The 18,089-nt window shown below is 70.8% G+C and carries 18 protein-coding genes; 9 read left to right on the top strand and 9 right to left on the bottom strand.

The genetic code is table 11. The annotated features are described in order from the left end of the window. Positions 1 to 38: 38 nt before the first annotated feature. From rplI to rpsF, 4 genes are all read right to left on the bottom strand, one after another. Positions 39 to 485: a 50S ribosomal protein L9 gene (gene rplI / locus ACTMS0_RS04955; RefSeq protein WP_441153854.1), complete on the bottom strand. Its 447-nt coding sequence runs from the start codon at positions 483 to 485 to the stop codon at positions 39 to 41. A 14-nt stretch (positions 486 to 499) separates the two neighbouring features. Further along, entirely contained in the window at positions 500 to 739 is a 240-nt protein-coding gene (gene rpsR, locus ACTMS0_RS04950; RefSeq protein ID WP_007073789.1) for a 30S ribosomal protein S18, read from the bottom strand. Between the two features lie 41 nt (positions 740 to 780). After that, a complete protein-coding gene (locus tag ACTMS0_RS04945) occupies positions 781 to 1,308 on the bottom strand; it encodes a single-stranded DNA-binding protein (RefSeq protein WP_176731587.1) in 528 nt (175 codons plus the stop codon). 79 nt (positions 1,309 to 1,387) lie between these two features. Beyond that, positions 1,388 to 1,678: a 30S ribosomal protein S6 gene (rpsF, locus tag ACTMS0_RS04940; RefSeq protein ID WP_117668160.1), complete on the bottom strand. Its 291-nt coding sequence runs from the start codon at positions 1,676 to 1,678 to the stop codon at positions 1,388 to 1,390. Positions 1,679 to 2,293: 615 nt separating this feature from the next. Between rpsF and ACTMS0_RS04935 the strand changes: the two genes are divergently transcribed. Next, the gene (locus tag ACTMS0_RS04935; RefSeq protein ID WP_441153853.1) at positions 2,294 to 3,085 is read left to right on the top strand and encodes a deoxyribonuclease IV; all 792 of its coding nucleotides are present in this window, start codon (positions 2,294 to 2,296) and stop codon (positions 3,083 to 3,085) included. Next, complete coding sequence (locus ACTMS0_RS04930) at positions 3,082 to 5,247, top strand: hypothetical protein (protein WP_441153852.1); 2,166 nt, start codon at positions 3,082 to 3,084, stop codon at positions 5,245 to 5,247. Before ACTMS0_RS04935 ends, ACTMS0_RS04930 begins: the two co-directional genes overlap by 4 nt. 18 nt (positions 5,248 to 5,265) lie before the next feature. On the opposite strand, the gene ACTMS0_RS04925 is transcribed toward ACTMS0_RS04930, so the two are convergent. The 3 genes from ACTMS0_RS04925 to ACTMS0_RS04915 all read right to left on the bottom strand — a co-directional run bounded on the left by ACTMS0_RS04925 (position 5,266) and on the right by ACTMS0_RS04915 (position 10,376). After that, positions 5,266 to 6,762 (bottom strand): glycosyltransferase family 87 protein, encoded by a 1,497-nt coding sequence (locus ACTMS0_RS04925; protein WP_441153851.1) that lies wholly within the window; start codon positions 6,760 to 6,762, stop codon positions 5,266 to 5,268. 123 nt (positions 6,763 to 6,885) lie between these two features. Next, positions 6,886 to 9,732, bottom strand: a complete 2,847-nt coding sequence (locus ACTMS0_RS04920; RefSeq protein WP_441153850.1) for a transglycosylase domain-containing protein — start codon at positions 9,730 to 9,732, stop codon at positions 6,886 to 6,888. 197 nt (positions 9,733 to 9,929) lie between these two features. Then, positions 9,930 to 10,376, bottom strand: a complete 447-nt coding sequence (locus ACTMS0_RS04915) for a DUF5318 domain-containing protein (protein WP_441153849.1) — start codon at positions 10,374 to 10,376, stop codon at positions 9,930 to 9,932. A gap of 174 nt (positions 10,377 to 10,550) precedes the next feature. Between ACTMS0_RS04915 and ACTMS0_RS04910 the strand changes: the two genes are divergently transcribed. Further along, entirely contained in the window at positions 10,551 to 11,189 is a 639-nt protein-coding gene (locus ACTMS0_RS04910) for a PadR family transcriptional regulator (protein WP_441153848.1), read from the top strand. A gap of 23 nt (positions 11,190 to 11,212) precedes the next feature. Beyond that, positions 11,213 to 12,292, top strand: coding sequence for an inositol-3-phosphate synthase (locus tag ACTMS0_RS04905; protein WP_167998980.1), 1,080 nt, complete (start codon positions 11,213 to 11,215; stop codon positions 12,290 to 12,292). 87 nt (positions 12,293 to 12,379) lie between these two features. Here the strand turns inward: ACTMS0_RS04905 and ACTMS0_RS04900 are convergent, their stop codons facing one another. Beyond that, positions 12,380 to 12,865: a methylated-DNA--[protein]-cysteine S-methyltransferase gene (locus ACTMS0_RS04900; protein WP_441153847.1), complete on the bottom strand. Its 486-nt coding sequence runs from the start codon at positions 12,863 to 12,865 to the stop codon at positions 12,380 to 12,382. 34 nt (positions 12,866 to 12,899) lie between these two features. Beyond that, on the bottom strand, positions 12,900 to 13,304 hold the full coding sequence (locus ACTMS0_RS04895; protein WP_441153846.1) for a hypothetical protein: 405 nt from the start codon (positions 13,302 to 13,304) through the stop codon (positions 12,900 to 12,902). A 120-nt stretch (positions 13,305 to 13,424) separates the two neighbouring features. Here ACTMS0_RS04895 and ACTMS0_RS04890 point away from each other — a divergent pair, with 120 nt between their 5' ends. The 5 genes from ACTMS0_RS04890 (at position 13,425) to ACTMS0_RS04870 (ending at position 17,838) form a co-directional block, all read left to right on the top strand. Beyond that, positions 13,425 to 13,940 carry a SigE family RNA polymerase sigma factor gene (locus ACTMS0_RS04890; protein WP_441153845.1) on the top strand — a complete coding sequence of 172 codons (516 nt, stop codon included), beginning with the start codon at positions 13,425 to 13,427 and terminating at the stop codon, positions 13,938 to 13,940. Continuing rightward, entirely contained in the window at positions 13,937 to 15,055 is a 1,119-nt protein-coding gene (locus tag ACTMS0_RS04885) for a TolB family protein (protein WP_441153844.1), read from the top strand. Before ACTMS0_RS04890 ends, ACTMS0_RS04885 begins: the two co-directional genes overlap by 4 nt. After that, positions 15,052 to 15,615 (top strand): hypothetical protein, encoded by a 564-nt coding sequence (locus ACTMS0_RS04880; protein WP_441154012.1) that lies wholly within the window; start codon positions 15,052 to 15,054, stop codon positions 15,613 to 15,615. Before ACTMS0_RS04885 ends, ACTMS0_RS04880 begins: the two co-directional genes overlap by 4 nt. Before the next feature lie 72 nt (positions 15,616 to 15,687). Next, positions 15,688 to 17,202, top strand: a complete 1,515-nt coding sequence (locus tag ACTMS0_RS04875) for a flotillin family protein (RefSeq protein ID WP_441153843.1) — start codon at positions 15,688 to 15,690, stop codon at positions 17,200 to 17,202. A gap of 216 nt (positions 17,203 to 17,418) precedes the next feature. After that, positions 17,419 to 17,838: a hypothetical protein gene (locus ACTMS0_RS04870; protein ID WP_441153842.1), complete on the top strand. Its 420-nt coding sequence runs from the start codon at positions 17,419 to 17,421 to the stop codon at positions 17,836 to 17,838. Positions 17,839 to 18,089 lie beyond the last annotated feature (251 nt).

Genomic DNA, 18,089 nt, shown 5'->3' with positions numbered 1-18,089 from the left:
CCGGTCGGCGCGGGCCCTGTCGTTGGTGCTGGTAGGTGTCAGCCCTGGACGACGGTGAGGTCGAACGTGGCGGTCACCTCGGGGTGCAGCTTGATCCGTACCGGGTAGGAGCCGGTCGACTTGATGTGACCGGGCAGCTCCAGCCGGCGGCGGTCGAGCGTCGGGCCACCGGCGGCCTTGACGGCGTCGACGACCTCGGTCGGGGTGACCGAGCCGAAGAGCCGACCGCCGTCGCCGGCGCGGGCCTTCAGGGTGACCTTCAGGCCCGCCAGCTGGCCCTTGACCTCGTTGGCGTGGCCGAGGTCGCGGATCTCACGGGCCGACCGGGCCCGCTTGATGAGCGTGACCTGCTTCTCCGCGCCCTTGGTCCAGGCGATCGCGAAGCCCTGCGGCAGCAGGTAGTTACGGCCGTAGCCGTCCTTGACCTCCACGATGTCGCCCGGGGTACCGAGGCCGGACACCTCCTGAGTCAGGATGATCTTCATGTCCGTGCCTCCTCTCAGCGGGCCGTCGCCGTGTACGGCAGGAGCGCCATCTCACGGGCGTTCTTGACCGCACGGGCGATCTGCCGCTGCTGCTGCGAGGTCACGCCGGTCACCCGCCGAGCGCGGATCTTGCCGCGGTCGGAGATGAACTTGCGCAGCAGCGCGGTGTCCTTGTAATCGATGTAGGTGATCCCGTCCTTGTCGAGCGGGTTCACCTTCTTCTTCGGCTTGCGCAGTGCCGCAGCCTTGGCCATTGCTCGTGCTCCTGGTTTGCGATCGCGGGCGCTCGGCGCCATTAGAACGGGGGCTCCTCGTCGAAGTTTCCGCCACCCGAACCACCGCGCGAGGGTGCCGGAGCGGCCGAGGCCCAGGGGTCGTCGAAGTTGCCTCCGCCGCCCTGGCCACCACCGCCACCGAAGCCGCCGCCACCGCCGCCGGAGCGGGACATCTTCTGCACCTTGGCCGTGGCGTAGCGCAGCGACGGGCCGATCTCGTCGACCTCCAGCTCGATGACGGTGCGCTTCTCACCCTCGCGGGTCTCGTAGGACCGCTGGCGCAGCCGGCCGGACACGATCACGCGGGCGCCGCGCTGCAGCGACTCCGCGACGTGCTCGGCTGCCTGCCGCCACACCGTGCACGAGAGGAACAACGGCTCGCCGTCCTTCCACTCGCCGGACGCCTTGTCCATGAACCGGGGCGTCGAAGCGACCCGGAACTTGGCGACCGCCGCACCGGAGGGGGTGAATCGCAACTCGGGGTCATCGGTCAGGTTGCCGATGACCGTGATGGTGGTGTCTCCTGCCATGACCATCTCCTCGCGCACTCATCGTCTCGCCGTACAGGCTCTCAGAGCCGTCCGACAATGCCGACGAGGCTGATCCGGGTGCCGGGTCGGGATGCGACTAGCGCATCTCCGGCCGGATGACCTTGGTGCGCAGCACCGACTCGTTGAGTCGCAGCTGACGGTCCAGCTCAGCCACCGCGGCAGGCGTCGCCTGCAGGTCGATGACGGCGTAGATGCCCTCGGCCTTCTTGTTGATCTCGTACGCGAGGCGCCGGCGGCCCCACACGTCGGTCTTCTCCACCGAGCCACCCGCGGTCCGGATCACGTTCAGGTACGTGTCGAGGGACGGGGCGACGGTGCGCTCCTCGAGGCTGGAGTCGAGGATCACCATGACTTCGTAATGACGCAAGACGTGCTCACCTCCTGTGGGCTAAGCGGCCACGGTCCTTCCGTGGCAGGAGGTCGTGCGTCGTGGCCGTGCCGGACCGGGGGGACCCGGCCGGACGCGGACAACCGGACCAGGATACCCGGTCCGGACGATCATGTCCGGGGTGGTGGAACGGCACGCCGGACATGCGCCAACGGGGGGCCGACCCTGACGTCGATGTCGAGGTCGGCCCCCCGTGACGGAGGCCGCGGGGCGTCCCGTCCGCATTCCTTGGGTGGGACCTGGGGAGGAACGACCACACCGATGAGGTTGGACCGGAGACGCCCCGCGGAGCTTCATCATGTTGTTACCCGACGTTATACCGAGTCGCGCGCCTTGTCGGAAAAATCGGCAAATCACAGACAATTTTCTTGTGTCGCGATTCGGTTTCCGGAGCGGTCCCCGCCGCGCCGGGCCGCACGGCGGGGTGCTCCTACTTCGCGGTGGCCGCACGGCCCGCGCTGCTCGGCGCTTCGCCGGGCCCGCGACGGACCGCCCGTCCCGCTCCCATCAACGACCGCTCACCCCGTCCGGTGACGCTCAGCGGCACCACCGCCCTCACCCCGGCTGTCAGCGACTCGACGTAGGCTCCCCTCCATGCGTATCGGAGCCCACGTCGATTCGACCGATCCACTGGCGGAGGCGACCGCCAGAACGGCCGAGGCCGTGCAGTTCTTCCTCTCTGACCCGCAGGGGTGGAAGGCGCCGAAACCCCGCGAGGACGCGGAGCGGCTCCGGAGCGCCGAGGTCGATCTCTACGTGCACGCGCCGTACGTCGTCAACGTCGCGACGCTGAACAACCGGATCCGCATCCCCAGCCGCAAGCTGCTGCTCGCGCACGCCCAGGCGGCCGCGGCCATCGGCGCCCGGGGGCTCATCGTCCACGGCGGCCACGTCAACGCGGGCGACGACGTCGCGGTCGGCTTCGACAACTGGCGCAAGACCTTCGCGTACGCGGCCGACTCGGGCGGTTTCGGCGTGCCGGTGCTGATCGAGAACACGGCCGGGGGCGAGAACGCCTGCGCCCGACGGCTCGACGCGCTCGCCCGGCTCTGGGACGCGATCGGCGACCACGAGGTGGGCTTCTGCCTGGACACCTGCCACGCCCACGCCGGCGGCGAGGAGCTGCTCGGGCTGGTCGACCGGGTCAAGGCCATCACGGGGCGGATCGACCTGGTGCACGCCAACAACTCCAAGGGCGCCTTCAACTCGGGCCAGGACCGGCACGACAACATCGACGGCGGCACGATCGACCCGGAACTGGTGGTGGCGGTGATCCGCGCGGCCGGCGCCCCGGTGGTCGTGGAGACGCCGGGTGGGGTCGACGGCCAGACCGCCGACATCACGTTCCTGCGTGAGCGGCTCGGCGCGGAGGCTCCGGCCGCATGACCACCGAGAAGTCCGGCGGCTCGCGCCCGCCGCGCCCCGACGCGGTCACCGAGGCCAACAGCCCGGACGCCGACGCCACGGTCCGTACCGGCACGGCCGGCGGGACGCCCGACACCGGTACGACAGCCAGGCCGGCGGGCACAACCCCCCTGCGGGGCGGAACGGCCGACGCCGGCGGAGTGGGCGGCGACAGACCAACGGGCGGCGCGGCCGACACGGACACGCCCACCGAGGACCCGGCCGGCGCGACGAAGTCGGCGAGCCGGGCGGCTGACGCCGACAGGCCCACGGCCGATCCGGCGCGCGGGAAGGCCGGCGCGGACAAGCCCACGGACAAGCCGGAGGGAACGGCCGGCACGGACACCGGGACGACCGGCACGGACGAGCGGGATCCGTTCGCCTCCTTCGCGCCCGCACCGGAGCCGATGCCGACCCGCGCCCGGCGCGTAGGCCGCGCCGTCGGCCGGGTGCTGGTGCACGAGTGGACGCTCGCCGTCCTCGGCTCGCTCGTCCTGGCCGTGCTGATGACCTGGCCCACCCTGCGGTACCCGCTCTACACGCTGCCGCAGGACCACTGGGACCCGAGCCTCCAGTCCTGGCAGATGGCGTGGTCCGGCCACGCCCTGCTGACCGACCCCGGCCGGCTGTGGCACTCCAACGCGTTCTTCCCGGAGCGGTGGAGCTTCGCCTTCTCCGACACCCTGCTGGGGTACGCGCCAGCGGGGATGATCGGCGCCGGCCCGGAGGTGGCCGTCCTCCGCTACAACCTCATGTTCGTGCTGGCGCACGCGCTCGCCACGTTCGGGGCGTACGCGCTGGCCCGGCAGTTGGGGGCAGGTCGGATCGGTTCGGCGGTGGCCGGCGTGAGCTACGCGTACGCGCCGTGGCTGCTGGCCCAAGCCGGGCACCTGCACGTCATCTCCAACGGCGGGATCCCGCTCGCGCTGGCCATGCTGGCGCGGGGGCACGGATGGTCGCTGCGCCACGGCTACCGCCCGGAGAAGCGCCGGGTGGGCTGGGTGTACGCGGGATGGCTGGTCGCCGCGTGGCAGTTGAGCCTGGGCTTCGGCATCGGGCTGCCGTTCGCGTACGTCCTCGGTGGGATCGTGTTGGTCGCGGCGGTGACCTGGTTCCTGCGGCGCTGGGTGGTCCGCCCGCTGAAGCGCCCGTTCGGGAACCGGCTGCTCACCGCCGACATGGTCGGCGGGTTGGTCTTCGCCGGTGTCGGCGTGCTGCTGGCCATCCCGTACTTCCAGGTGGCCGACCTGCACCCGCAGGCGGAACGGACCATCGGCGACATCGCGCTCTTCTCCCCGCCCGCGACCGGTTTCCTCACCGCGCCGGGTGAGTCCCGGATCTGGGGCGACCTGCACGAGGGGGCACGGGCGACGCTGCCGTGGCACCCGGAGATGACGCTGCTGCCGGGCTACGTGCTCTACGCGCTCGCTCTGGGCGGCCTCTTCTTCTCGGTCTGGCGGGTCCGGCACCGGCTCCTGCTGTTCGCGGGTGTGCTGGTCAGCATGGTGCTCGCGATGGGCACCGAGTTCTTCGGCGGCCGGTTCACGTACGTGCCGCTCTTCGAGCACCTGCCCGGGTGGAACGGGCTGCGTACGCCCGGGCGGCTGATGCTCTGGGCGACGCTGCTCCTCGGTCTGCTCGCCGCCGGCGCGGTGAGCGCCTTTGCCGCCCGCGTCCGCGACATCTCCGCCGAGCGGATCCCGTCCTGGCCGAGCCCGTGGCTGCGGATCGCGACGCTGCTCCCGCTGCTGCTGGTGACCGTCGAAGGGCTGAACCGCACCCCGCACCCCGTCGTGCCGGTGCAGCCGGCGGCGATGCGCACGGTCGACGGCCCGCTGCTGGTGCTGCCCAGCAGCCAGAACCACGACCAGCCGGTGATGCTCTGGTCCACCACGCACTTCCAGGACATCGTCAACGGCGGGAGCGGGTTCACCCCGACCCTGCTGGACGACGTCCGCCGGGTGACGCTCTCGTTCCCCGACCAGACCAGCATCGAGTACCTGCGTACGCTCGGCGTCCGCAACGTGCTGATCGTGCGCGACCAGGTGGCCGGAACGCCGTGGGAGGTCAGCATCGACGCGCCGGTCGACGGCCTCGGCATCACCCGCGACGAGATCGGGGACGTGGTCGTGTACCGCCTGTGAGCCGGCCCCGTCCCCGGGTCAGGTCGTGGCCGGCTCAGGGGTCGGGTGGACGGCCTGCGTGTGGCGTCTTGGGAGCCAGGGTGCGTCGGGTGCGCCGTCGATGACGCCGGCGTCCGGGTCGTCGGCGTACGTGCGGCGCACCGCGTCCTGCTCCGGCCGGAGGACCTCCCGCACGATCAGCAAGCACAGGATCACCACCGTGGTCAGGCGCAGCGTCGCGGCCAGCACGAACACGCCCTCCGGGAAGACCGGCCGCCCGGTCGACACGCCGAGCAGCTCGCCGTAGAAGGCCGCGAAGTAGGCGACCTCGGCGAGCTGCCAGGCGAGGAACGCACCCCACTTCGGCCGGGCGAGCACCGCGAGCGGCAGCAGCCACAGCACGAACTGCTGCGACCACACCTTGCTGAAGATGAGGAACGCGGCGACCACCAGGAACGCGAGCTGGGCGAGGCGCGGCCGGCGTGGTGCCGCCAGCGCCAGCACCGCCACGCCGACACAGGCCAGGATGAACAGCGCGTACGACAGGTTGTTGAGCACCGGGATGTTGGCGTTCAGCCACTCGAACGGCCCGGGCCCGCCGTCCCCGCCGACCTTCCCGTCGAGGTAGCGGCCGATGTACCAGAGGGTGCCCCAGTCGATCGGCCGTTCGGTGTTGAGTTCGAGGAACCGGCCCCAGTTCTTCGGGTAGAGCAGCGCGGTGGGCAGGTTCACCACCAGCAGCGCCAGGGCGCCCGCGCCGATCGCGGTGAACGCGGCCCGCAGGCGACTGCCGCGGATCGCGAGCAGCAGGATCGGCCAGAAGAGGAACAGTGGCCAGAGTTTCGCCGCGCCGCCCAGGCCGAGCAGCAGGCCGGCCAGGGCGGGCCGGCGGCGGGCCCAGGCGAGCAGCCCGAAGGCGGCGAAGCCGATGGCGAGGAGGTCCCAGTTGACGGTCGCGGTGAGCAGCAGCGCGGGTGCCAGCGCGAAGAGTGCCGCGTCCCAGGGGCGACGACGGCGCAGCGCGAGGAGTACGGCCACCGTGGCCACCGCCAGCGCGCCGAGTACCAGGGCGTTCGCGTTGTAGAACCACATGCCCTGATTGAGGCCGGGGTCGTCCGCGCCGAGGGCGTGCACGGGCAGGCCGAGGGCGCCCATGAAGTAGCCGGTGAGGACGGGGTACTCCACCGGGTGGTCCCGGTAGGGCACCTTGCCCTCGTTGAGCCCTTCCGCGTAGTAGAGCGCCAGCACGTCCGTGTAGCAGAAGCGGGTGTACTGGACGTTGTTCGTCCAGGCGCCGTCCTGACAGGGCGACTTCTGCACCCAGTGCAGGGCCAGCGTGAGGCACACCAGGGCCAGGACGATCCGCGCGGCGGTCCAGAAGTGACGGTCGCGCCCGACCGGCCGGTCCAGCGCGACGGCGTGGTCACCGAGTGGGCCGCCGATCAGGCCGGAGATACCCCGGACGAAGCCGTCGGAGCGGGACGGGTGGTCCGGGACACCGGCGTCGTCGATGCCGCGCGTCGACTTCGTGCTCATGAAGGTGCATCCTGCCGTACGTCGGGGGCCCGCGTCCCGCCCGGCGACGACATGTCGTGGCCCCGGTACGACGACGCCGCCGGTGAGCGGAGCGATGCTCCGGTCACCGGCGGCGTCGGTCGGTCAGTCCCGCCGTGGTGTCAGGGTCGGCAGGACGGCCTCCCGGTCACCGTCGTCCGGCGGCTCGGTCGGGTCCTGCGGACCGCCACCGCCGTTGTTCCCGCCGTTGTTGCCACCGTTGTTGCCGCCCGGCGGGCAGAACAGGTCGAGCGGCCCGCAGTTCGGCTGCTGCGGCGGGGTCGGCGGAGGCGCCGCCTCGCCGTTGCCGGAGTTCGGGTCACCGACGTTTGCCGCCGGCGGGAACTCCAGCTTCTCCTTGCCGTCCAGCGCCTTCTCCATGAAGTTCTCCCAGATCTCACCCGGGAGTCCGGAGCCGCTGATCTTGCTGCCGCCCTTGGTGCGGAGCGCCTTGCGGTCCTTGACGTTGCCGACCCAGACGGCGGTCGCGAGCTGGGGCGTGTAGCCGATCGTCCAGGCGTCGCCGTTCTCCAGGCTGTCCGGCTTGAGTTCCCAGGTTCCGGTCTTAGCGGCCGCCTGCCGGCCGCCCTCCAGGCTGTGGTCGATCTTGCGCGGATACTCCTTGAGGACGCTGGTTACGTCGGCCACGACGTCCTTCTCGATGACCTGCTTGCCCTTGACGCTGCCCTCGTCGGCGATCTTGTCCATCTTGCCGGTCTGCTGGTTCCGCTTGAACACGGAGTGGAGGAAGTGCGCCTTGACGTACTGGCCCCCGTTGGCGAAGGTCGCGACGCCGTTGGCGTGGTCCAGCACGGTGATCGGGTACTGGCCGTAGGCGACCACGTGGAAGAACGGCGCCGGGGCAACCTCCTTCGTGTCCTTCACCTTGGTCAGGTCGATGGCCGCGGCCGGGTTGGTGTTCCACATGGTGGTGATGCCGGCCCGCTTGGCCACGTCGACGATCTTGTCCGGGCCGATGTCCGTACTGACGTGGTAGAACGGCACGTTCAGCGACTTCAGGGTCGACTCGCGCAGTGTGCAGGAGTCGCCGCAGGACGGGTTGTCGGTGCCCGCGTTGCTGACCTTGAACTCGGTGCCCTCCGGGGTGAACGCCCGACCCTTCCAGCGCGACTCGAGGGCCTTGTTGTTCTCGAGCGCCGCCGCCAGGCTGTAGATCTTGAAGCTCGAACCCGGCGGGTGACCACCGATGAGGTTCCCCTTGCTGTCGACGTTCTTGCCGGCGTAGTCGGTGCCCGTCCCGTTGTCGCCGCCGTAGTAGGCGCGGACCCGGCCGGTGCTCGGCTCGATGGAGACCACCGCCGCCATTAGGTTCGACGGCTGGCCGTCGAGCTCCGAGCCCTTGGTCTTGCGCTGCGCCGTCTGGACCGCCGCCGCCTGGACCTTGGTGTCGATCGTCGTGCGGATCCGGTACCCACCGGACATCAGCGCCTCGGAGCAGGTCGGCTTGCTGGCGGTGACCTGGTCATCGCGGTCGACGCAGACGCCCTTTTCCCGCATCTCCGCCTTGACATAGTTGATCACGTTGCCGTACGGCGTGTTGATGCCGAAGTCCAGCCCGGCGCCGCCGTCCTTGGCGGGCTTCTTGAGGGTCTTGGTCGGGTACTCCGTGGGAGCCGCCTTCCGCCCGGGGGCGTTGAGCCAGCCCTCCTGGATCATGCCCTGGATGACGTAGTCCCACCGGGACTTCGCATCGGTCGGGTTGACCGCCGGGTCGTAGCCCTTGTGCGTCTCGCTGGCCACCGGCTGCTTGATGAGGGCGGCGAGCACCGCACCCTCGGCCACGTCCAGGTCCTTCGCCGACTTGCCGAAGTAGGTCTTCGCCGCCGCCTCGATGCCGTACGCACCCCGGCCGAAGTAGATCACGTTCAGGTAGTGCTGCATGATCGTCGGCTTGTCGTAGCGGTCGTTCAGCTTGGAGGCGAGGATCGCCTCCTTCACCTTCCGGGCGTACGTGTCGTCGTTCAGGTTGTCGTAGGCGTTGCGGGCGTACTGCTGCATGATCGTCGAGGCACCCTGCTTGTCGCCGCCGGTGAAGTTGTTCCACGCGGCGCGGGCGATGCCCTTGTAGTCGACACCCGAGTGCTTGTAGAAGTTGCGGTCCTCGGCGGCGGCGACCGCGTCCTGCACGTGCTGCGGGATGTCCTTGATGGTGACCAGCGTGCGGTTCTCGGTGCCGAGCTTCGCGATCAGCGTCTTGTTGTCGAACGCGTACAGCTCGGTCGCCTGCGGGGGCGTGGTGTCCTCGGGAAGCACCACGTTGGTGGAGTAGTAGGTGAAGCCCACCACGCCGAGACCGGCCAGCATGATGAAGACCGCGAACGCGGCGATCAGCATGTTCACCCGTTTGCGCTTCTTCGCCCGGGCGATGGCGTCCGGGTCACCCGGGCCTCGGCCACCGCGACCGGGACCGAACGGTCCACCCGGCCCGCCCGGACCGCCCGGACCCGCGGGACCGCCCGGCGCGCCGGAGACCGGCGAGACACTGGCCCGCGCCACCGAGGCGCGACCGCCGACCGCCGCCGACCCGACCCGCGCCCGACCCGCGGACGCGGCGCCCACTGCGGCGGCACCCGCCGCCGCGGCGCCGACGGTCGCCCGCCCGGCCGATCCGCCCGGCGCCGGGGACACCGGCACGGAAGCACGACCGGGCGCCGGGGACACCGGCACCGAGGCACGGCCGGCCCGGCCCACCGAGGCGGAACCGGCGGCACCCTGCCCGGGCACGGACGCCGACGCCCGGCCGCTGGAGGCGGCGCCGCGGGGGGACACCGAGGCGCGGCCCGGAGATGCCGTACCGTCCGGTGCGACCGACCGGCCGCGCGCCTCACCGCCTGAGGGACGGTACGCGTCGTCGGCCTGCCCGTGGTCGCCGTGCTGGCCCGGAATCCGGGCCCGCCCATGCGGGCTACTGGGATCGCCGTACGAATTCATTCCTCACACCCTGCCGGTCGCGGTGGAGCGCGGCTGCGCCACCACCGGTTTGCCGTGAGATGGGACACCCGCCACCTGGCCACGGTCGCGCCTGGCGGCCGGTGTCAGTTGTGAATCAATCGGGCCAATCAGACCAACGAGCCGTCGGTCGTCCCGGGCGTGCACGCGCTGGCCCGAGTCAGCCGATCGAGCTGGGATCACCGTTGCGCCTCTCGCCTCCGTCGCCCGGTCGGGGCGGCCGCGCCGCCCACCGCGCCCTGCTCCGGCCCTCCCTCGGCCAGCCCGTCCCGCCCGAGCAGGTACTGCTCGACGAGATGGTTCCAGTCACAGCCGAGGCACACCTCCACCACGAAGACCTGGAACTCACGCAGCGTCATCGCCAGCACCGGCAACTCCGCCAGGGTGCGGGCCTGGCCGGCGGACTGCTTGAGTTCGTCCCCGTAAATGTAGTGGACGTGGGTCAGATTCTCGCTCCGGCAGATCGGACACCGGTCGTCGGTCGGCTCGCCGTGGAACCGAGCGGCGTTCTTCAGGTACGGCGAGGCGTCGCAGACGTCGTACGTGCCGATCCGGCCGGCCAGGAGCTCACGCAGCACCGCCCGCTTCTGGAGCGAGTAGTCGACGACCTGGCGCTGCGTACGCATGCGGAGAAGGGTACGCGGTCTGGCGCAACGGGGCGACCATGGTGACGATGCGTGAACGCAGCACCCCGGAAACGGGGTTTGCCCTGGCCATGGTGATCCGCTAGCGTGCGATGTATCGGTCCGATACATCGCTGCGGATAGCACTTCGTGCACAGGGTAAAGGGAGGGTGGCTGATGCTCGAATTCGCCATCCTCGGCCTGCTGCAGGAAGCTCCGATGCACGGCTACGAGCTGCGCAAGGAGCTGACCGCGAAACTCGGTGCCATCCGGGCGGCGATCAGCTACGGCTCGCTCTACCCGACCCTGCGCAGGTTGCAGGCGGCGGGTTGGATCACGGAGGCCGCAGAGACACCCGCCACCGCCGAGGAGGTTCCCGCGCTGACCAGCCGACGAGGTCGGGTGGTCTACAAAATCACCGCGGAGGGCAAGGAACGTTTCGCCCAACTCATCGCGCAGGCCGGGCCCGAGACGTACGACGACACGGGCTTCGGCGTGCACTTCGCGTTCTTCGCCCGGACCGACCAGGCGACCCGACTGCGCATTCTGGAGGGTCGCCGACGCAAGATCGAGGAACGCCGCGAAGGGCTCCGCGACGTGCTCGGCCGCGCCGCCGAGCGTCTCGACGCGTACACGCTGGAGCTGCAACGCCACGGCCTGGAGGCCTGTGAGCGTGAGGTCCGCTGGCTGGAGGAGCTCATCGCCAACGAGCGCTCCGGCCGTGCCCCGACGGTCCCGGACACCGGGACGGCCGGCGGCCGACGAGAAGACAACAGCCCGCCTCCGCCTGGAGCGTCCAGGAAAGAGCGGCCGTGATGAAGAAGAAGGAGGCAGACGCTATGGGCTCCGTCCGCGTCGCCATCGTCGGTGTGGGTAACTGCGCCTCGTCCCTCGTACAGGGCGTGGAGTACTACCGGAACGCCGACCCGAACGACCGCGTCCCGGGTCTCATGCACGTCACCTTCGGCGACTACCACGTCTCCGACGTGAAGTTCGTCGCGGCGTTCGACGTGGACGCCAAGAAGGTGGGCATGGATCTCGCGGAGGCGATCGTCGCCAGCGAGAACAACACCATCAAGCTGTGCGACGTGCCGCCGACCGGCGTCACCGTGCAGCGCGGCCCGACCTTCGACGGTCTCGGGCAGTACTACCGCGAGATCATCGAGGAGTCCGACGTCGAGCCGGTCGACGTGGCCCAGGCGCTGCGGGACGCGCAGGTCGACGTGGTCGTGTCCTACCTGCCGGTGGGCTCCGAGCAGGCCGACAAGTTCTACGCCCAGGCCGCGATCGACGCCGGCTGCGCGTTCGTCAACGCCCTGCCGGTGTTCATCGCCTCCGACCCCGAGTGGGCGAAGAAGTTCGAGGACGCGGGCCTGCCGATCGTCGGCGACGACATCAAGAGCCAGGTCGGCGCCACGATCGTGCACCGCGCCCTCGCGAAGCTCTTCGAGGACCGCGGCGTCGAGCTGCTGCGCACGTACCAGCTCAACTTCGGCGGCAACATGGACTTCATGAACATGCTGGAGCGCAACCGCCTGGTCTCGAAGAAGATCTCGAAGACCCAGTCGGTTACCTCCCAGGTGCCGCACGAGATGGCCAAGAGCGACGTGCACATCGGCCCGTCGGACCACGTGCCGTGGCTGGACGACCGCAAGTGGGCGTACATCCGCCTGGAGGGCCGCTCCTTCGGTGACACCCCGCTCAACGCCGAGCTGAAGCTCGAGGTGTGGGACTCGCCGAACTCGGCCGGCGTCATCATCGACGCGGTCCGCGCCGCGAAGATCGCGCTGGACCGGAAGATCGGTGGCCCGATCCTGTCGGCGTCCTCGTACTTCATGAAGTCCCCGCCGGTGCAGTACGCCGACCACGACGCGCACGCCGCCGTCGAGGCGTTCATCGCCGGCGAGGTCGAGCGCTGACGCACTGACGCGCTGCAGACGGCGAGGGCCGGGTCCGTGCGGACCCGGCCCTCGCCGTTCGTCCAAGGCCCTCGAAGGGGCAGTGCGTCACCCGGCCGACCAGGCGTGGCGGAGCGCGACGCCCGCCTCCAGCTCGAGGAGCTTGGCCTTGCGGTCGAGCCCGCCGCCGAAGCCGACCAGCTTCCCGCCGGCCCCGACGATCCGGTGACAGGGCACGATGACCGGGACCGGGTTGCGGTTGCAGGCCACGCCGACCGCCCGCGCCGCCGAGGCGTCGCCGAGCCGCCGGGCCACCTCGCCGTACGTGAGCGTCCCCCCGTACGGAATGGTGGTCATCTCCCGCCACACCGCCCGCTCGAACTCCGAGCCCCGGGGCACCCGCACCGGCACGGTGAACGCGGTCAGCTCCCCGGCGAAATACGCCCGCATCTCCGCGACGGCCCGCTCGGCCGGCTCGTCGGCCGGCTCGTCGCCGGCTGCGGCGACCCGCCCGAAGTGCGTCCCGCACACGGCCGCCCCGTCGGTGGCCACGGAGAACTCGCCGATCGGCGAGTCGAGCACGGTCCAGCGCATCCACCCATTGTCCCCGCCGGTACGACACCCGGCCTCAGAGGAGGTTCACACCCAGCAGCAGGGTGCCCGCGACCAGGCTCGCGCCGCCCGCGACGGTGAGCCAGATCAGCCTGTTGGGCTTCGTGTCCTGCGGACGGACCACCGAGAGGAAGAAGCCGAGCGGCATCAGGATCGGCGCGGCGACGAAGAGCGTGCGGATCAGGGTACGCGTGCCGTCCGACGCCTCGGCCTGGTCGATGTACGGCAGCGCGACGAGGGCGAACAGCACCAGCACCCCGGCGTGTGCGTGCCCGGCGGTCCAGAGGCCCCGGCGGACCGGGTTGTCCAGGTAGCCGGCCTTGCGGCGGGCGAGATGCATGAGCAGGGTCAGGCCGCCGTACGCGATGGTCACGACGGTGAGCAGCAGGATGCCGGCGGTGGTCAGGGTCGCCGAGGACATGTGGGCACCTCCATCTAGTCACTGTAAAGATGCGGCCCCACTGGAATCTTGTCAACAGCTAGATTGCGGCGGCGGGCAAACTTCCGGTAGCCACCGGCGTCGGAGTATCGGAGGTGGCGGGTGTCCGAAGGCATCGACGGGGAGTTCACCGCGTTCGTCAACGAGCGGGGCAACGTGCTGCTGCGGGTCGCGTACGCCCTGGCCGGGAACCAGCACGGCGCCGAGGACCTGCTGCAGAACGCGCTGGCCAAGGCGTACGCCCGCTGGCCCCGGATCCGGGGTGACGCCGAGCCGTACGTGCGCCGGATCCTCTACCACGACCAGGTGTCCGGCTGGCGGCTCCGCTCCCGCCGCCCGGAGGTCCCGGTCGCCGTCCTGCCCGACCGGGCCGGCGAACACGACCGCGGGCACGACGTCGACCTGCGGCTGCTTCTGCGGGACGCGCTGCTGGCGCTGCCGCCCCGGCAGCGCGCGGTGTTGACACTGCGCTACCTCGAGGACCTGAGCGTCGAGCAGACGGCCGAACTGCTCGGCTGCCGCGTCGGCACGGTGGCCAGCCAGGCCTCGAAGGCGTTGTCCCGGCTGCGGCAACTGGTGCCCGCCCTCGACGGGCACGTCACCGAGGAGGTGCGATGAACGGACCGACCGAGCAGGCCCTGCGTACCGCCGTCCGGGAACTCGCGGACGAGGCCCAGACGCTGCCCGGCCTCGCCGACCGCGCGCGGGCCCGGGGCCGGCGGCTGCGGCGCCGGCGGCAGTTGGCCGCGACCGGCGGAGCACTGGCGGCGCTGGTCGCCCTGGCCGCTCCCTTCGTGTGGCTCCGGCCGTCCGCCCCCGCGGCCGGCCCGGCCGCCTGGGGCCCGCCGTCCGCCCCGGCGGAATCCGCCAACCCCGTCGCGCCGGCACCCACCGGCGACTGGACGCGGAGCCCCCTCACACTTCCCGGCGGCTGGCTGCTGGCCGGCGCCACCTCGACCGGTGGCCCGGCCGAACGGGGCTACGCGCTGGACCGCACGCGGGGCCGGTACGTCGGCTCGGACCGGTACGACGAGGTCTGGGCCGCGCCCCGCGGTGACACCGCTGCCGTGGTGGACTACGACCGGCGGACCGAGCTGGGGCTGCTCGACCTGGCCAGCGGCGAGGTCCGCTGGGTGCGTACCGGCGGCCACATCATGACTCCGCACTGGTCACCCGACGGGCGCCGGCTGGCCCTGACCCTCATGGACAAGGACAGCGGGGACTTCTCCCTCGGCGTGCTGAGTGCCACCGGCACGTGGCGGACCTTCCCGGTGGACGACCAGGAGTACCTCTGCACCGACCAGTGCTTCTTCACCTGGAATCGGGACGGCGGGGAGGTGGCGCTGCAGCAGACCGATCCGACCGCACCCCGCTCCGAGTCGGAGCCGCACGCGCGGCGGGGCGTGCAGTTCTTCTCCCCCGACGACGGCCGGCCGACCCGGCTCGTGCCCGTCAAGGGTGACCCCGCCGGTGCGTGGTCATGGTCGCCGGACGGCGGGCGGGTCGTGGTCAACGGCCGGCAGGGTCCGGAGGTCGTCGAGGTGGCCACCGGACGGGTGATCGGGCCGGCGCCGAGCGCGGACGCTGCCTGGGGGTCCGACGACCGGTTGCTGTACCGGGACCGGCGGACGGGAGAGATGGTGCTGGCCGACCTGGACGGGCGGGAACTCGTCCGGCAGGCCCTGCCCGACGCGCTCGGGCTCAACATGGTCCTTCTGGTGGCGCCCCGCTGACCACCGGAAGGAGGTCGACGTTGCGGGGCGTCGATACCGTGCGGGACGTGGTCACGGGGACACTGATCTTCCTCATCGTCGGCGCCATCGGCGTCGCGGTGCTGGTGCTCGCGCTGCTCGGCGGCGAGCTGCTGCACTTCGGTCAGCCGGATTTCGACGGCCCGGTGTCGACCGAAACGGTCGCCGGGTTCGCCGGTGCGTTCGGCTTCGGCGGCGCCATCGTCAACGAGCTGCTCGGCGCGCGTACCCCCGGCATGGTGGCCCTGGCCGTGGCCGGCGGCGTCCTCGCGGCCGTGCCCACCGCGTGGGTCACGTCCCGCCTCGGGCGGGCGGCCCGCGACATGCCCACCGATCCCACGCCCACCCGCGCCGACGTGGTCGGCGCGCTCGGCCTGGTCGTCACGCCCGTGCCCAGCGACGGGTACGGCGAGGTCCGGGTCCGCGTGGCCGGCACGCCGGTGAAGTTCAACGCCCGTGCCGACCGGCCGATCCCGGTGGGCTCCCAGATCTTCGTGGTCGAGGCACTCAGCGACACCAGCGTGCACGTCGAGACCTACTGACGCGTCGAACCCCACCGGCGCGTCGAGCCCCATCGACGCGCCGGGATCCACCCACGCCAGAAAGGCCCACCCATGCCTCTCGTCATCGCCATAGCCGGCGCCGCGGTCCTCTTCCTCGTCCTCGTGCTCTTCGTGCTCTCCCGGATCAAGGTCGCCGGGCCCAACGAGGCCTTCATCGTCACCGGCCGCAAGGGCCGCACCACACAGACCGCCGACGGGGGCCGGTCGACCGACATGTCCGGGCAGAAGGTCGTGCTCGGCGCCTCGGTGTTCGTGCTGCCCGTGGTGCAGAAGCTCCAGTCGCTCGACCTGTCCAGCCGCCGGATCGACGTCGGCATCCGGGGCGCGGTCAGCAAGCAGGGCATCCGCGCCGACCTGCACGGCGTGGCGATCGTCAAGGTCGGCGGCACCGAGGACTCGATCCGGGCGGCCGCCCAGCGCTTCCTGCACCAGCAGGACGAGATCGACAACTTCACCCGGGAGGTGCTGGCCGGCGCGCTGCGCTCGATCGTCGGCCGGCTCACCATCGAGGAGGTCATCCGGGACCGGGCGGCGTTCGCCAGCGCGGTGGCCGAGGAGGCCGAGCACTCGATGACCAACCAGGGGCTGGTGCTCGACACGTTCCAGCTCCAGGACATCCTGGCCGAAGGGTCCTACCTCCAGGACCTGGGCCGGCCCGAGGCGGCCCGGGTGCTCAAGGACGCGGCGATCGCCGAGGCCCGCGCCCGGCAGCAGGCCGAGCAGGAGCGGCTGCTGGCCGAGGAGGCGATCGCCGAGGCAAACCGGAACCTGGCCCTCAAGCAGGCCGCCATCCAGGCCGAGATCGACGCTGCGAAGGCGAAGTCGGCGGCGGCCGGCCCCCTCGCGCAGGCCGAGCGGGACCAGGCGATCCTCTCCGAGCAGCAGAAGGTGGCCGAGCGCAACGCCGAGCTCAAGCAGCGCCAGCTCGACACCGAGGTGCGCAAGCCGGCCGACGCGGCCCGTTACAAGGTCGAGCAGGAGGCCGAGGCCGCCCGCAACGCCGCCGTACTCCAGGCCGACGCCCAGCGCCAGGCGGTCATCGCCGCCGCCCAGGCCGCCGCCGAGCAGTCGCGGCTCACCGGTGAGGGCGAGCGGGCCCGACGCGCCGCGCTCGCCGAGGCGAACGCGGTCGAGGGCGCCAAGGAGGGTGAGGCCGAGCAGCGCCGGCGTTCGGCGATCGCCGAGGCGGTCGAGCGGGAGGGTCAGGCCGAGGCCGCGGCCATCCTGGCCCGCGGGCAGGCCGAGGCCGACGCGATGGCCCGCAAGGCGGAGGCGTTCGCCGCGTACGGGGAGGCGGCCGTCCTGGACCTGCTGGTCAAGGTGCTGCCGCAGGTCGTCGAGGCGGCCAGCGCGCCGATCGGCGCGATCGACAGGATGACCGTCATCTCCACCGACGGTGCCTCGTCGCTGACGAAGTCGGTGGCCGGCAACGTCGCGCAGGGACTCCAGCTCGGCAGCGACCTGACCGGCATCGACCTGGCCGGTCTGCTCGCCCGGCTGACCGCGTCGAACGGCTCCGCGGTCAGCAGCAAGCCGGCTGTCGAGGGCGTGGCGGGCCATCAGTGACGCCACAGGGCGTAAGGCAATTACCCAGTCCATCCGGGCTCGGGCTTCCCGAATCAGCAATGTGAGTTGTTTCTCAGATTCAACATCTCCTTTCACACGTAGTGCGGGTTGCAGCGCAGACCGTCATAAAGGTAGATTCCTCAATGCCGGTAGCTACACGGGGGATCCCAGCAATGTTCAAGTCATGCGCCATGATCATTCGAGAGGATTAGCAACTTGCGACTCAAGAACATGCGACGAAGCGCGCTTGGCCAGAAAGCGGCACTCGTATTTGCTGCCGCAACCTTTGTCTCCTTCGGCCTCTCGTCTGGAGCTTCCGCCGCACCCGTTCCGCTTGATCCCGGCGGCTGTAGCTTCAACGTGAGCTCCACCGGCACCTCCTCGTCGACGATCAACGGGACGTCGTACGGCATCCGCGTGAAGTTGGTCGAGAACGGCTGCCGTTCAACCATCCGCGCCTACGTCCACTGCAACGGCTTCCCCCTCGGCACGTACTACATCTACGGAAAGTCGATCTCCTCGACCGGTTCCTCCAGCGCTGCGCAGTGCTCCCCGGGCGATCCGCGTTACGGCAAGTCCGGATACGAGATCAAGACCAGCTCGGGTTGGTCCAAGGTTCCGACGCTCACTAACTAGAGGATTGTCAGGGAGCACCCTTTGAAATAGAGGGGATGGCATTCCGATCAGCTGGGAGAAAAATGCCGGCGAAAAGATCGGAATGCCATCCCTAGCGGCGCAACGGCGACCTCTTTCCTTAGGCGGCGCGCGCCCCACAGTCGAACCCGACGATGTAGTTACCTGGCACCGGCCAGGCGCGCTTGGTCGAACAGCAGCGACGACGCCGGGCGCTTCCATCGACAGAGCAATGCGTTGGGGCAGGCTAAGCG

This window comes from Micromonospora sp. H33, assembly GCF_052068455.1.
Taxonomy (GTDB): domain Bacteria; phylum Actinomycetota; class Actinomycetes; order Mycobacteriales; family Micromonosporaceae; genus Micromonospora.
Note: the sequence above shows the minus strand (reverse complement) of the source record. Positions and strands in the feature narration are given on the sequence as shown.

Excerpts from the sequence above, each read along its gene's own strand:
- rplI (WP_441153854.1), bottom strand. The coding sequence starts at position 485 with ATGAAGATCATCCTGACTCAGGAGGTGTCCGGCCTCGGTACCCCGGGC.
- rpsR (WP_007073789.1), bottom strand. The coding sequence starts at position 739 with ATGGCCAAGGCTGCGGCACTGCGCAAGCCGAAGAAGAAGGTGAACCCG.
- ACTMS0_RS04935 (WP_441153853.1), top strand. The coding sequence starts at position 2,294 with ATGCGTATCGGAGCCCACGTCGATTCGACCGATCCACTGGCGGAGGCG.
- ACTMS0_RS04930 (WP_441153852.1), top strand. The coding sequence starts at position 3,082 with ATGACCACCGAGAAGTCCGGCGGCTCGCGCCCGCCGCGCCCCGACGCG.
- ACTMS0_RS04925 (WP_441153851.1), bottom strand. The coding sequence starts at position 6,762 with ATGAGCACGAAGTCGACGCGCGGCATCGACGACGCCGGTGTCCCGGAC.
- ACTMS0_RS04920 (WP_441153850.1), bottom strand. The coding sequence starts at position 9,732 with ATGAATTCGTACGGCGATCCCAGTAGCCCGCATGGGCGGGCCCGGATT.
- ACTMS0_RS04915 (WP_441153849.1), bottom strand. The coding sequence starts at position 10,376 with ATGCGTACGCAGCGCCAGGTCGTCGACTACTCGCTCCAGAAGCGGGCG.
- ACTMS0_RS04910 (WP_441153848.1), top strand. The coding sequence starts at position 10,551 with ATGCTCGAATTCGCCATCCTCGGCCTGCTGCAGGAAGCTCCGATGCAC.
- ACTMS0_RS04905 (WP_167998980.1), top strand. The coding sequence starts at position 11,213 with ATGGGCTCCGTCCGCGTCGCCATCGTCGGTGTGGGTAACTGCGCCTCG.
- ACTMS0_RS04900 (WP_441153847.1), bottom strand. The coding sequence starts at position 12,865 with ATGCGCTGGACCGTGCTCGACTCGCCGATCGGCGAGTTCTCCGTGGCC.
- ACTMS0_RS04895 (WP_441153846.1), bottom strand. The coding sequence starts at position 13,304 with ATGTCCTCGGCGACCCTGACCACCGCCGGCATCCTGCTGCTCACCGTC.
- ACTMS0_RS04885 (WP_441153844.1), top strand. The coding sequence starts at position 13,937 with ATGAACGGACCGACCGAGCAGGCCCTGCGTACCGCCGTCCGGGAACTC.
- ACTMS0_RS04875 (WP_441153843.1), top strand. The coding sequence starts at position 15,688 with ATGCCTCTCGTCATCGCCATAGCCGGCGCCGCGGTCCTCTTCCTCGTC.